This window comes from Kribbella sp. NPDC058245, assembly GCF_042882005.1.
In the GTDB taxonomy this organism is placed as follows: domain Bacteria; phylum Actinomycetota; class Actinomycetes; order Propionibacteriales; family Kribbellaceae; genus Kribbella.
In genome coordinates, this window is record NZ_JBHVWY010000011.1 from 170,489 (window position 1) to 184,168 (window position 13,680).

General features: G+C 67.9%; 13 protein-coding genes. All 13 read left to right on the forward strand.

The genetic code is table 11. From position 1 onward, the window contains the following. Window positions 1-9: 9 nt before the first annotated feature. Window positions 10-1,284, forward strand: a complete 1,275-nt coding sequence (locus ACFVWG_RS25385; protein ID WP_391545888.1) for an ABC transporter substrate-binding protein — start codon at window positions 10-12, stop codon at window positions 1,282-1,284. Then, window positions 1,284-2,423 (forward strand): ADP-ribosylglycohydrolase family protein, encoded by a 1,140-nt coding sequence (locus tag ACFVWG_RS25390; protein WP_391545889.1) that lies wholly within the window; start codon window positions 1,284-1,286, stop codon window positions 2,421-2,423. Before ACFVWG_RS25385 ends, ACFVWG_RS25390 begins: the two co-directional genes overlap by 1 nt. Then, window positions 2,423-3,712, forward strand: a complete 1,290-nt coding sequence (locus tag ACFVWG_RS25395) for an ADP-ribosylglycohydrolase family protein (protein ID WP_391545890.1) — start codon at window positions 2,423-2,425, stop codon at window positions 3,710-3,712. The genes ACFVWG_RS25390 and ACFVWG_RS25395 overlap by 1 nt, the downstream gene beginning before the upstream one ends. Further along, entirely contained in the window at window positions 3,702-4,601 is a 900-nt protein-coding gene (locus ACFVWG_RS25400; RefSeq protein WP_391545891.1) for a ribokinase, read from the forward strand. Before ACFVWG_RS25395 ends, ACFVWG_RS25400 begins: the two co-directional genes overlap by 11 nt. Then, entirely contained in the window at window positions 4,598-6,586 is a 1,989-nt protein-coding gene (locus ACFVWG_RS25405; RefSeq protein WP_391545892.1) for an SUMF1/EgtB/PvdO family nonheme iron enzyme, read from the forward strand. Before ACFVWG_RS25400 ends, ACFVWG_RS25405 begins: the two co-directional genes overlap by 4 nt. Then, window positions 6,583-7,770, forward strand: a complete 1,188-nt coding sequence (locus tag ACFVWG_RS25410) for a CaiB/BaiF CoA transferase family protein (RefSeq protein WP_391545893.1) — start codon at window positions 6,583-6,585, stop codon at window positions 7,768-7,770. The genes ACFVWG_RS25405 and ACFVWG_RS25410 overlap by 4 nt, the downstream gene beginning before the upstream one ends. Window positions 7,771-7,785: 15 nt before the next feature. Continuing rightward, window positions 7,786-8,598: an HpcH/HpaI aldolase/citrate lyase family protein gene (locus tag ACFVWG_RS25415; RefSeq protein WP_391545894.1), complete on the forward strand. Its 813-nt coding sequence runs from the start codon at window positions 7,786-7,788 to the stop codon at window positions 8,596-8,598. A gap of 42 nt (window positions 8,599-8,640) precedes the next feature. Continuing rightward, window positions 8,641-8,895, forward strand: coding sequence for a type II toxin-antitoxin system Phd/YefM family antitoxin (locus ACFVWG_RS25420; protein WP_391545895.1), 255 nt, complete (start codon window positions 8,641-8,643; stop codon window positions 8,893-8,895). Further along, window positions 8,892-9,143, forward strand: coding sequence for a type II toxin-antitoxin system RelE/ParE family toxin (locus tag ACFVWG_RS25425; RefSeq protein WP_391545896.1), 252 nt, complete (start codon window positions 8,892-8,894; stop codon window positions 9,141-9,143). Before ACFVWG_RS25420 ends, ACFVWG_RS25425 begins: the two co-directional genes overlap by 4 nt. Window positions 9,144-9,221: 78 nt before the next feature. After that, entirely contained in the window at window positions 9,222-10,817 is a 1,596-nt protein-coding gene (locus ACFVWG_RS25430; protein WP_391545897.1) for a phytoene desaturase family protein, read from the forward strand. Further along, complete coding sequence (locus ACFVWG_RS25435; protein ID WP_391545898.1) at window positions 10,814-11,239, forward strand: TIGR03668 family PPOX class F420-dependent oxidoreductase; 426 nt, start codon at window positions 10,814-10,816, stop codon at window positions 11,237-11,239. The genes ACFVWG_RS25430 and ACFVWG_RS25435 overlap by 4 nt, the downstream gene beginning before the upstream one ends. A gap of 131 nt (window positions 11,240-11,370) precedes the next feature. Further along, the gene (locus ACFVWG_RS25440) at window positions 11,371-12,396 is read left to right on the forward strand and encodes a DUF4037 domain-containing protein (RefSeq protein WP_391545899.1); all 1,026 of its coding nucleotides are present in this window, start codon (window positions 11,371-11,373) and stop codon (window positions 12,394-12,396) included. Between the two features lie 2 nt (window positions 12,397-12,398). Beyond that, window positions 12,399-13,625 carry an RNA polymerase sigma factor gene (locus ACFVWG_RS25445; RefSeq protein WP_391546020.1) on the forward strand — a complete coding sequence of 409 codons (1,227 nt, stop codon included), beginning with the start codon at window positions 12,399-12,401 and terminating at the stop codon, window positions 13,623-13,625. The last annotated feature ends 55 nt before the right edge of the window (window positions 13,626-13,680 follow it).

Genomic DNA, 13,680 nt, shown 5'->3' on the forward strand with positions numbered 1-13,680 from the left:
GAGAAACCTGTGAGGAAAGTAGTAACAGCGTTGCTCGCGGCAAGCGCTCTGGTGACGCTTGCCGCCTGCAACAACAGCAGCGACGACTCAGGTAGTGACCCGAACGAGAAGGTCACCCTGAAGTTCCAGAGCCTGGCCTTCCAGAAGACGACCGTCGCCGCGACCAAGAAGATCGTCGCGGACTGGAACGCCGCCAACCCGAACATCCAGGTCGAGTACGTCCAGGGCAGCTGGGATTCGGTGCACGACCAGCTCGTCACCCAGTTCCAGGGTGGGACCGCGCCGGACATCATCCATGACGAGTCCGCCGACATCACCGGTTTCGTCAACCAGGGTTACCTCGCGGACCTCTCGCCGTACCTGAGTCAGGCGACCAAGGACGCCGTACCGCAAGGGGTCTGGGACACGGTCTCCAGCGAGGGCAAGGTGTACGCGGCGCCGACCCTGCTGCAGTCGTACGTCGTCTTCGCGAACACCACCGCGTTGAAGCAGGCCGGGATCACCACAACCGGAGACGCGCTCACCTGGGACGACCTGGCGGCCAACGCGAAGAAGCTCACCGCCGGTGGAAAGCACGGCCTCGGCTGGGGGCTGAAGAGCCCGACCGCGACCGTGCTCAACCTCGGGATGAACTTCGACGCCAAGTTCTTCGACGGCACCGGTCGTGACGCCAAGGCCGCGATCGGCGACGCCGAGCTCGAGGTCCCGAAGCGGATCCATGAGATGGCCTATACCGACAAATCGATCGACCCGACCTCGTTGACGCAGAGTGGTTCGGATGTTCTGCCGGGCTTCTATGCCGGCAAGTACGCGATGGTTGTCGGCGGCAACTACGCGGCCCAGCAGATCCAGGCCGAGGCGCCGAAGGGCTTCCAGTGGGAGGTACTGCCGCCGCTCAAGGGGACCAGCGCCAAGCAGGCCGCGAACCCGCAGACCCTCTCGGTACCGGCGGAGAGCAAGCACGTGAAGCAGTCGGCGCAGTTCATCGACTACTTCATGAAGGCCGACAACTTGGCCGCGGTCGGTCAGGGCGACTGGCTGATCCCGACCACACAGGCGGCCCGGGACGCGATCCTGAAGACGACCGGCGGCAAGGACGGCTGGCAGCAGACGCTCGCCAGCGGCGCCGAGCTGACCAAGGCGCCGTTCCAGAGTGTGGAGAACTACCCGAAGTGGAAAGACCAGATCGCGACTCCCGCGCTGCAGGAGTACCTGGCGAACAAGACCGATCTGAGTGCCCTGGGCAAGAAACTGAGTGACGGATGGGGGCAGGTCAACAGCTGATGCCTGACAGTGCGTTGGAAGACAAGTCGACAGGTGCCCTTGTCGGTTCCGCCGTTGGCGATGCGATCGGCGGGGCCGTCGAGGGCTGGACCCCGGCGGCGATCCGCGAACGGCACGGCGGTTGGGTGACCGGCATCGTCGGTCCCTGGTACGACGACTGGCGCACCGCGCGGCCGATTGCGCCGTACCACAAGGGCGATGGGCACATCACCGACGACACCTTGATGACGCACGCGTTGGTCGAGGTGTACGACGAACGCCGGGCGCACCTGGACGCGTACGCGATCGCCGAGTCGCTGGTACCGAAGATGATCACGGGCCGCCGCTGGGTTCCGGAGCTGGAGTCCGACGCGTTGTTGCTGCAACGCGTCTTCCTGGCCGAGAAGTGGCTCGTGACCCGGTTGCACTATGGACATGTCGACCCGCGCGAGGCCGGCGTCGGCAACATCGTCAACTGCGGTGCCGCGATGTACATGGCGCCGGTCGGGATCGCGAACGCCGGAGATCCGGTCGGCGCCTACAACGAGGCGATCGACGTCGCCGGTGCGCATCAGTCGAGCTACGGGCGGGAGGCAGCCGGAGTGTTCGCGGCCGCGGTCGCCGCCGCAATGGTGCCAGAGGCAACAACAGTCCAAGTCGTCGAGGCGGCACTCGCCGTGGCCAAGGACGGTACCCGAAAGGCCATCCAGGCGGTGGCCGAGGCGGCGAGCGGTCTGGCGGATTGGGAAGAAGCAATTCCCCTGTTGCGCAACGCGGTTGAGCCGTTCGACAGTGTGGGTCCTGACTATCGCGATCAGTCGCTGGACGCGAGAAGGCCGAGCCGGACGAAGGCGATCGAGGAGTTGCCGATCGCGCTCGGGTTCGTCCTCGTCTCCGAGGGCGACGTACGGCGTGCTGTGCTCGGCGGCACGAATTACGGCCGGGACGCCGACTCGATCGCGTCGATGGCCGGCGCCATCACCGGTGCGCTCGGCGGACTGAACGGCGTACCGGCTGAGTGGGCGGCCGAGGTCGCGGAGGCGAGCCGGACCGATCTAGTCCGGCCAGGGGTGCTGATGACGTCGGTGGCGCGCGAGTTGCACGAGGCTGATGCGCGTCGGTGGGCGCGAAGGGCCGAAGTACTGGAGAATCTGTCCTGATGAGATTGACGTGGGTGCAGCCGGAGGATCTGCTGCCGCATCAGCTGGTTCAGTGCCGGTCGGAGGGCGTCGAGGTCGCTGACCTGCAGAAACGCTGGATCGTCGCTGGGGGAGCGGCCGAGGCTCCCGTCTCGGGTGCGTCCGACAAGCCGGCCAGTTCCGAACTACGCGCCTTGGCGCGTGAGCTCCTGAGCCAACTCGATGCGCGCACGCCGGATTGGGTCGAGCCCGAAATCCCGTCGCTGCCACAACTCGGTACTTCGACGGAACGCATTCACGACGCTTGGCTCGGTCGAGCTGCCGGGAACCTGCTCGGCAAACCCGTGGAGAAGATCCCGCGCGAGGGCATCCGCGAGATCCTGCAGTCGTCCGGGCAGTGGCCGCTCACGCAGTACGTGACGGCCGTCGGCGTACCGGAGGAGGTCCTGCAGCGGTGGCCGTGGAACCGGGCGTCCGCGCCGACCAGCCTGCGGGAGGTGATCGACGGGATGCCGGAGGACGACGACCTCAACTACGCCGTCCTCGCCCTGCGGATGCTCGAACAGTACGGCGAGGCGCTGACCACCGAGGATGTCGCGCAGACCTGGCTGCGGGATCTCCCTGCAGCAAGGGTTTTCACTGCCGAGCGTGTTGCCTACCGCAACCTTCTCGACGGCGTCGACCCCAGCAGAGCGGCCGTCGTCGGCAACCCGTTCCGCGAATGGATCGGCGCCCAGATCCGAACTGATGTCTACGGCTGGACACGCCCCGGCGACCGTACGGCGGCCGCCCGGCTCGCCCTGGTCGACGCTCGGCTCAGCCACACTGGTGCCGGGGTGGACGGCGCGCTGTGGGTGGCCGCGATGTCGGCCGCGGCGATGGTGGTCGACTCGCCGGTCGAGGCGGCGCTGGCCGGGCTGGATGTGATCTCGGGTGATGGAGCGCTCTCCCGCGCGGTCCGGTTCGGGCTCGCGCTGGCGGGGTACCCGTTGGATGACGCTCTGGACGCGCTCCACGCGGAGTACGGCGACCTGCACTGGGTACATGCCGTGAACAATTCGGCACTGACCGGATACGCCTTGACGGCACCCGACTTCACGGCCGCGGTTGGCCGCTCCGTCATGGCAGGGTGGGACACGGACTCGGTCGGGGCCACCGTCGGTGCCGTATTTGGCGCCGTCCGGGGAGTTCCGGCAGAGTGGTCTGCACCACTAAAGAACCGGTTGGCCACCAGCCTGCCGGGGATGGCACGGCTGGCGATCGACGAACTGGCGGACAGGACTGTGGAGGTGGCCCGGGGTGGAGTCTGACGTTGTCGTCGTGGGCAGCGCGAACGTGGATCTGGTCCTCCCCGTGCAGCGCATCCCTCGCCCCGGCGAGACCGTGCTCGCGGGCGTGATGACCCGCGGCCCCGGTGGCAAGGGCGCGAACCAGGCGGCAGCGAGCGCGCGGGCCGGTGCGCAGACGGCGATGGTCGCGTGCCTCGGCGCTGACGACGGTGGAACGCTGCTCCGCGACACTCTGGTCGAAGCTGGGGTAGACCTCTCGCTGGTCACGACCTCGGACGCCCCGACCGGTACGGCGATCATCACGGTCGAGGCGAGTGGTGAGAACTCGATCGTGGTCGCCCCCGGCGCCAACGGCGAGCTGGCCCTGACGCCGGCGGCGGCCCACGTGATCGGCGGCGCGAAGATCGTGCTGGCCCAGCTGGAGATCCCGATGGCGACCGTGCAGGAAGCCGCGGCGACGAGCTCGTACTTCATCCTGAATGCGGCTCCGGCGGCCGAGTTGCCGAGTGCACTGCTGGCCGACGTCGACCTGCTCGTGGTGAACGAGAGTGAAGCCGAGGCGATCGGTGGCTCGGACCGCAGCGATCTGCTGAAGCTGGTGCCGGCCGCGGTGGTCACGCTCGGCGGCGCCGGCGCGGTGATCCTGACCCGCGGGAACGACGAGATCACGGTTCCCGGCGTACCGGTCGAGGTCGTCGACACCACGGCCGCGGGCGACACGTTCTGCGGGGTGCTCGCGGCAACCTTGGCTTCCGTGTCAGCTATCGAGCCGATTACCCCCCGCGACCTGACGAACGCGGTCCGACGCGCTAACGTTGCTGCTGCACTGAGTGTCCAAACGGCGGGAGCCATTGCCTCGGTGCCTCACGGGGATGCGATCGACGCGCGTTATGCGGAGGTGTATCTGTGAGTCCGCTCGAGCCGAGGCCTATCGATCTGCCGTCCCGGGTGGATCTGGGGTTCCGGGCCGACCTGTCCTTTCTCGACGACGCCAAGATTCTCGGCGCACCGGAAGACCCCGCGGATCTGCCGCGGTGGCGGGCCAAGCTCGCCGAGTGGCTGATCGGTTCGTACGACCGGACGCCGTACAACAGCACGCAGTACGACGTGCCCGAGCGCGCGTGGACCCAGACGGCGTACTCGGTGGCGCTCGTCTGGTTGTGGGACGACCTGCTGTACGACGTCTCGACCGGGCGGTTCACTCCGGAGAAATTCGTCCGGCACGGGATCGAGCAGTTCGGTGGGCACGACGCGATCGTGCTGTGGCACGCGTACCCGGTGATCGGTATCGACTCGCGCAATCAGTTCGACTTCTACCGCGATGTTCCGGGGTTGCGGGAGCTGATCGATGACCTGCATCGCCTTGGTGTGAAGGTTTTCTTCGACTACAACCCCTGGGATGTCGGGACGCGGCGGGCAGCTCGTTCGGACGCGGCAGAGTTCGCTGCGTTGGTGACGGACTACGCCGTCGACGGGGTTTTCCTCGATACGTTGAAGGAAGGCGACCCAACCTTCACCCGGGCATTGCGGGCGGCCAATCCGGCGATCGCACTTGAGGGCGAGTCACGGTTGCCGATGGCAAGGGTCAGTGATCATGCGCTGTCGTGGGCACAGTGGTTCGCCGACACGCATGCGCCGGGTGTACTGCGGGCGCACCTGTTCGAGCGCCGGCACATGATGCACCACACCCGCCGCTGGCACCGCGACCACAGCGCGGAGCTGCAGTCCGCGTGGATCAACGGCGTCGGGATCCTGGTCTGGGAGTCGGTCTTCTCCAGCTGGGTCGGCTGGAACGCCCGCGACCGCGCGACCCTGCGCCGGATGGTGACCGCGCAGCGTGCCTTCGCGCCGGTGCTGATCGACGGCGACTGGATCCAGCTGACGCCGGAGATCCCGGACAAGGCGCGCGTGCACGGCATCTACGGTTCGCGTTTCGACCTGCAGGACATCACGTTCTGGACGTTGATCAACCGGCACGAGGACGACTTCGAGGGCATCGTGCTGCGGTCGGAGGATCAGGTCGGCGACTGGTACGACGTGACGTCCGGCGTACCGATCACGGCGAACGACGACGGCGTCCATCTCGTCGTACCGGGCCGTGGTGTGACTGGCATCATCCGGGTCGGCGCGACCGCGGGCGCGAGTTGCCGGACGACTGCGCGCAAGCTGGGCACGCTCGAGCGGCCGCATGTTGATGATTCCGCGTTCCCGATGCGGCCGGCGGAGCGGTTGCCGGTGCCAACAGTCTCCGGTACGGCGTCGATCGGCCCGACCGTCGACGTACCGGCTGGTGCTCAGCGGCTGACGGTGAAGCACCGGCGCCGCGAGACCGGGTTGTACGACCAAGCGCCGTACGTGGATGAGTGGAAGCCGTTGCCGCCTCGCCTGCACGACGTGCGCACGGTCACGCGCGACGTCGAGTTGCCGGGGATCGCGGTCGCGGTCTCCGAGGTGACGAACGCGGAGTACTTCGCTTTTGTGCAGGCGACCGGGTATCGGCCGCTGATCGCCAATCGGTTCCTCGCACAGTGGGTCGATGGTGCGCCGGTGGCCGGGACCGAAGACCAGCCGGTGACGTATGTCGATCTGCCGGACGCGCGGGCCTATGCGGCCTGGCGTGGTGGGCGGTTGCCGACCGAGGACGAGTGGCAGGTCGCGGCCGGGCTGGACGGGTTCGCCCGGGCCGAGCCGCTGGTGTGGAACCTGACCGAGAGCGAACACCGCGACGGCCGCAGCCGGTTCTGCATCCTCAAGGGCGGTTCGCACTATCAGGCCGAGGGCTCCGATTGGTACGCCGACGGGGGACCGCGCGAACCGGAAGTGAGCTTCAAGTTGGTGCTGACCGGTGGCGGACTCGACCGGTCGGAGACCATCGGCTTCCGGTGTGCGGGATGAGGCCTGCTCCTCTCGACGGGGTGAAGGTGCTTGAGGCGGCGACGCTGTTCGCGGGACCGCTGGCGGCAACGTTCCTGGGTGACTTCGGGGCGGACGTCACGAAGATCGAGCATCCGGCACGCCCGGACGCGGCGCGGACGCACGGCGCCTCGAAGGACGGCATCGGGCTGTGGTTCAAGACGCTCGGCCGGAACAAGCGGCTCGCGACGCTCGACCTGTCCCAGGGACGGGACGTCTTCCTGGATCTCGTGCGGCGGAACGACGTACTGGTGGAGAACTTCCGGCCGGGGACGCTGGAGCGCTGGGGGCTCGGGCCTGAGGTGCTGCTCGAGGCGAATCCGAGGTTGGTGATTGCGCGGGTGACGGCCTTCGGGCAAGTGGGCCCGTGGAGTGGGCGGCCTGGGTTCGGATCGTTGGCTGAGGCAATGAGCGGGTTCGCGGCTGTGACCGGGGAGCCTGAGGGGCCGCCGACGCTGCCGCCGTTCGGGCTCGCGGACGGGATCACCGCGCTCGCCACCGCGTACGCCGTACTGGTGGCTTTGCGTGAACGGGATCGGTCGGGCGCCGGGCAGGTGATCGACATGGCGATCATCGAGCCGATTCTGATGATGCTCGGTGGCGGGATCACGGCGTACCAGCAGACCGGGTATGTGCAACCGCGGTTGGGGAATCGGTCGTCGAACAATGCGCCGCGCAACGTCTACCGGACGGCGGACGGGCGTTGGGTGGCGGTGTCGACCAGTTCGCAGAGCATTGCCGAGCGGGTGATCACGCTGGTCGGGCGCGGCGATCTGGTGGCCGAGCCGTGGTTTGCCACTGGGCGTGAGCGCGCTCTCCACGCGGATGAGCTGGATGAGGCGGTTGGTTCGTGGATTGCCGCGCGACCGCTTGATGAGGTGATGGATGCCTTCGAGAAGGCCGAGGCTGCGGTGGGTCCGGTCCATGACATCCGCGGGATCGTGAGCGATCCGCAGTACGCCGCATTGCAGACGATCGTTGCCGTGGAGGACGATGAGTTGGGTGGGCCGGTGGAGATGCAGAACGTGCTCTTCCGGCTGTCGGAGTCACCGGGATCGATCCGCTGGGCGGGGCGGCGGCACGGTGCGAACACCGACGAAGTGCTGGCCGAGATCGGGGTGACTCCGGAACAGCTCGCGGCTTTACGTGCAGCAGGCGTGGTCTAGTTGTAGGGGGAGCTTGTGTTAACAGGGTTGTATGTCCCGGCCAACCGGCCGGATCGGTTCGCGAAAGCCGTTGCCGCGGGCCCGGATCTGGTGGTGTTCGACCTTGAGGACGCCGTACCGGTCGATGCCAAGGCCGCGGCGCGCCAGTGGGCAGTGGCCTGGATCGCTGCCCATCCGCAGGATCGGGTGGAGCTGCGAGTGAACGCGCCCGGGTCGCCGTGGCTTGCGGACGACCTCGCCGCGGTGGCCGCCGTACCGGGGATCCGGTTGCGCGTGCCCAAGGTGGAGAGCGCTCTCGATGTTCTCGAGGTGCTGGAACAGGTGCCATCGGCAAAGATCACGGCGCTGATCGAGTCGCCGCTCGGTTTGGAGCGCGCCTTCGAGATCGCCTCGGCGGACCCGCGCGTGATCGCGATCGCGTTGGGCGAGGCGGATCTGCGCAGCTCGCTCGGGGTGGACGGTTCGGAGGGACTCACCTGGGCGCGTGGACGGCTCGTGTCGGCCTCGCGAGCGGCCGGGCTGGGCGCGCCGATGATGTCGGTCCACGCGCGGGTCGATGACGACGAGGGGCTGCGCCGGACGAGCTTGGCCGGCCGGGCGCTCGGGTTCGTCGGCCGGATGGCGATCCACCCCGACCAGTTGGCCACGATCGTGGAGTGCTTCACCCCGAGCGCCCAACAGGTCGCCGAGGCCCTCGAGCTCCTCACCGCGGTCGACCAGTCCGGCGGCGTGGTCGTGCTCCCGGATGGCCGGATGGCCGACCCGGCGATGGTCGGCCGCGCCCAGGAGGTCACAGCGCTCGCAAGGGAGATAGAGCTCAGGTCGTAGGGACGCTATCGACGTACTGACATGAAGTGTACAGTTCTGTACATGAGTGACACGTTGCCGATCACCGAGGCTCGCGGCCAGCTCGGTGCGCTGGTGCGCCGAGCCTCGGCCCGCCGTGAACGGACGACGATCACCGATCACGGCGAGGCCGCCGCGGTGATCATCTCCGCGCAGGAACTGGCCGATCTCGAAGACCAGCTGGCCGTCGCGTTGTATCAGGCCGCGAAGGCGACGGGGCAGGTGCAGACGGTCCCGCACGACGAGGTTAGGCGCCGGCTTGGCATGAGCCAGGCGTGACCTATCAAGTCGTCTGGAGCGAACGTGCTCTGGACCAGGCCGCGGGCTATCTCGAGGAGGATCCCGCCGGGCTCGAACAGCTCATGACCGCGATCGACACCCTCGCGGACGAGCCGCGGCCCGAGTGGTCCGTCGAGTTCGGATCGCCCGGAATCCGGCGGCTCGACGTCGGGCGATTCCGGGTTCTCTACGACATCTATGCCAATTCAGTGGTGATCGTCGTCATCCACGCCGGCCAGCTCAGCTGAGTCCCCACCGCCGTCAAGAAGTGGGCGCGCCCGGGAGGTCGCGGGGCTGGCGCAGGTGGTGGAGTTAAGGTCATAGGCATGCTGCCGCGCAGTGTTGATGCCGTGGTGATCGGTTCGGGGCCCAATGGGCTGGTGAGCGCGATCGGGTTGGCCGATGCCGGGTGGGACGTGCTGGTGCTGGAGGCCGCGGACACCTTCGGGGGTGCCGTGCGGTCGAGCAGCAGTGACGGTTGGGTCAGCGACCGGTTCAGTTCGAACTACCCGCTGGGTGTCGCGTCGCCGGTGATCCGGGCGCTCGAGCTCGAGCGGTTCGGATTGAAGTGGGGTCAAGCGCCGCTGCCGCTGGCGCACCTGCTCGACGCGGACGAGGGTACGGCGGTCGCGATTCACCCTGATCCCGAGGACACGGCGAAGTCGGTCGGTGCTGATCATCCGGGTGACGGCGAGGCGTGGCTGCGGCTCTACCAGCAGTACGTCGCGTTGCGGGAGCCGCTGCTGAAATCGCTGCTCACTGGGTGGCCGCCGGTGGCGCCGGCGATCAAGCTGGTTCGCAAGCTCGGGTCGGCGGGGGAGCTGCTGCGCTTCGCGCGCTTCATGGCGATGCCGATGCATCGGATGGGCAAGGAGTTGTTCGCCGGGCCGCGGGGTAGTGCATTGCTGGCGGGGAACGCGCTGCATGCTGATTCGCCTTTGTCGGGCAGTGTCAGCGGCACGATGGGCTGGTTGCTGGCGATGCTGGCGCAGGACGTTGGTTATCCGGTTGCTGTTGGTGGATCTGGTGCGTTCTCCGGTGCGTTGGTGGCGCGAGCTGAGCGTGCCGGCGTGCTGTTCGCTGCGTCGATGCCGGTGACTTCGGTCGAGGTGACCGGTGGCCGGGCGACCGCCGTACTGACTGCTTCGGGGGAGCGGGTCGCGGTCTCGCGAGCCGTGATCGCGGATACTTCCGCTCCGGCGCTGTACGACGGTCTGTTGTCGGGGGCAACTATCCCGGCCGGGTTGCGGCGGGATCTGGATGAGCGGTTCGAGTGGGACTATCCGACCGTCAAACTGAACTTCCGCTTGAGCGGACCGATTCCGTGGAAGGCGGCCGAGGCACGCTCTGCCGGGGTGGTTCACCTTGGCGGGACGGCCGATGAGCTGGTGCATCTGTCGGCGGATCTGGACACTGGGCGAGTGCCGGCGCAGCCGTTCTTGCTGATCGGGCAGACCACGAAGTCGGATCCATCGCGATCGCCGGAAGGGACTGAGGCGGTCTGGGCGTATGCGCACCTGCCGCGCGGCATCGCCGACGACGAGGCCGCGGAGAAGTTGTCGGGGCGGATGGAGCGCGCGATCGAGCGGTTCGCGCCCGGATTCGGCTCGGTGGTGATCGAGCGCGAGTTGCAGCGGCCGAGTGTGCTGGAGGCAGGGAACGCGGCGCTGGGCTTCGGAGCGCTCGGCGGCGGCACGATGCAGCTTCAGCAGCAGTTGATCTTCCGGCCGACGATCGGTCTCGGGAGCCCGCGCACCTTCGTCGACGGCCTGTACCTGGGCAGCTCGGCGATCCACCCAGGCGGCGGCGTCCACGGTGCCTGCGGTCACCTCGCTGCCCGTACGGCGTTGCGCGACGCCTCGCTGCTCGGCCCGGTCACTCGCTCGTTCCCGACCGCTGCGCTCCGTCGCCTGCAGAAGTGAAGCTCCCCGAGTCCACCTGCCGCTCACGTTTCGCGAGTGCGCGGGTGGCCCGGTTGGCGACCGTCAGCGCGGATGGACAGCCGCACCTGGTCCCAGTGACCTTCGCCGTTGCCGGCGACGAGGTCTTCATCGCTATCGACCACAAGCCGAAGACCACCACGAACCTGCGGCGGCTCCGGAACATCACCGCCAATCCGTCGGTGACGCTGCTGGTCGACGAATATGACGACGTGGACTGGTCTCAACTCTGGTGGGTCCGCGCCGACGGTGTCGCCCGAGTGCTCGACACCCCGCCGCCTGAGGTCGAACTGCTGATCACGAAGTACCCGCAGTACGCCGCGAACCCGCCGCGGGGGCCGGTGATCGCCGTACGGGTCGATCGGTGGAGCGGTTGGGCGTTCGAGGCGGACCTGCACCACTGACCAAGTCGCTCAGCAGCCGTCCGGAAAGGGCGCGCTGAGCGTGAACCGGGTGCGCCGATCAGAGTTGGTGGGTGGTGGCGGTCCGCTCTAATCGGCTATACAGCTGCGGGCGGCCGCTGAATGATGGGCCGGTGACGGGATTCAGGTCGGCTCGGGAGCTCAGCGCGGCGTTCTACGCAGATGTGATCAGGCCGGCGGTCGACGTATCGCATGCGGCCGGGTTGCTGGGGTGGGGCTCGGATGTCCTCGGGTACGACACCGAGCGGTCGATGGATCACGGGTGGGGACCGCGGTTGCAGGTGTTCGTGGACGAGCCGGAGCCGGTGCGTGCGGCGGTTGAGCGGGCGTTGCCGGATGAGTACGACGGGTATCCGGTGCGGTTCGGGTGGGATACGCAGGAACCGATTCACCACATCACGGTCACGACCCTCGGGGACTGGCTGGTCGACCTGCTCGGGTTCGACGCCTCGCTCGGGGTTGGCACTGCCGACTGGTTGATCACGCCACAGCAGAAGGTGCTCGGTGTCGTCGCCGGGCAGGTGTTCGCCGATGACGGACGACTCGCGCCTGTCCGGGACCGTTTGCAGTGGTATCCGGAAGAGATCTGGCGCTGGTCGATGGGGTGTCAATGGGCGCGGATCGGCGAAGAGGAGCCGTTCGTGCAGCGCACCCACGAGGTTGGTGACGAGCTGGGCTCACGCGTCCTCGCGGCTCGGCTGACCCGGGATCTGATGCGGTTGGCGCTCCTGCAGTCGCGGACCTACGCGCCGTACTCGAAGTGGATGGGGACGGCGTTCACTCAGCTCGGTCACCCGGACGGACTCGATCGCGTGCTGGCCGACGTCCTTGCTGCCGACAACTATCCGGCCCGGGAGCAGGCGCTGACGACCGCCTACCGACTGCTGGGGGAGCGGCACAACAAGTTGTCGATCACGCCGACCGTCGACCCGACGCCGCGACCGTTCCACGAGCGGCCGGCGCTGGTTCTTGGTGCTGAGCGATTTGCCGAGGCCTGCCTGGCGACGGTGACCGATGCGGGACTGCGGGCGTTGCCGTTGATCGGGACCGTGGACCAGTTCTCCGACAACACTGCCCTGCTGAGCAATCCGTTGGCGTACCGTCGGTTGACCGGAGCGGTGGCACAATCGGCGGGGTGAGCATGGAGGAGTTGCTGCGTGAGCTGACGCCGCAGGTGCTCGGGTTCCTGACGCGGCGTTATGGACAGTTCGATCTGTGTGAGGACGCCGTACAGGAGTCGCTGCTGGCGGCGGCGACGCAGTGGCCGGCGGACGGCGTACCGGATAACCCGCGTGGCTGGCTGATCACGGTCGCCACTCGGCGGCTGACGGATCAGTTCCGCAGCGAGAGCTCCCGGCGCCGCCGTGAGGACTCCGTGGCCGCAATGGGCGGGGCGGAGGAGCTGGTTGCTCCGGCTGCCGATTCCGTCAGTGACCCAGACAGCGACGACACGCTCACGCTGCTCCTGTTGTGTTGCCATCCGGCGGTCACGCCGGCGTCTCAGGTCGCGCTCACGCTGCGCGCGGTCGGCGGTCTCACCACCGGTGAGATCGCGCGCGCCTTCATGGTGCCCGAGGCAACGATGGCGCCGCGGATCAGCCGGGCGAAGAAGAGCATCAAGGCGGCGGGCAGCCAGTTCGAGCTGCCGCCGGCCGAGGAGCTCGCCGACCGGGTGAAGGTCGTGCGACAGGTCCTCTACTTGATCTTCAACGAGGGCTACACGGCGAGCTCCGGCGAGTCGCTGCAACGAGTCGAACTGACCGCCGAAGCGATCCGGCTCACCCGCATGCTGCGCGCCGCCCTGCCCGACGACGGCGAGGTCGCGGGCCTGCTCGCGTTGATGCTGCTGACCGACTCCCGCCGAGCGGCCCGGACAACCGCCGACGGTTCGCTGATCCCGATCGACGAGCAGGATCGCGCTCTCTGGGATCACGCCCAGATCTCCGAGGGCACCACGCTCATCCTGGCCACGATGGCCCAGGGCGGAGTCGGCCCGTATCAGATTCAGGCCGCGATCGCCGCCGTCCATGCCGAAGCTCCCAGCGCCGAGGCGACCGACTGGCCGCAGATCCACGCGCTCTACCTGATCCTCGAGAAGCTGACGCCCAACCCGATGATCACCCTCAACCGGGCGATCGCCCTGTCCCAGGTCGAGGGTCCGCAAGCCGGCCTCGACCTGCTCGCCACCCTCGACGACAACAAGAACCTCACCGAGTCCCACCGCCTGGACGCCGTCCGCGCCCACCTGTACGAGCGCGCCGGTGAGCCAGGCAAAGCCCGCGAGCACTACCTCGCCGCAGCCCGCCGTACGACGAGCCTGCCGGAGCAGCGTTACCTCACAGCCAAGGCGGAAGACGTCAGCGGTTGATCACAGTGCTCCTCGATGAGGTGCTGCGGCTTTAACGTTCAAGTCATTGAACGGC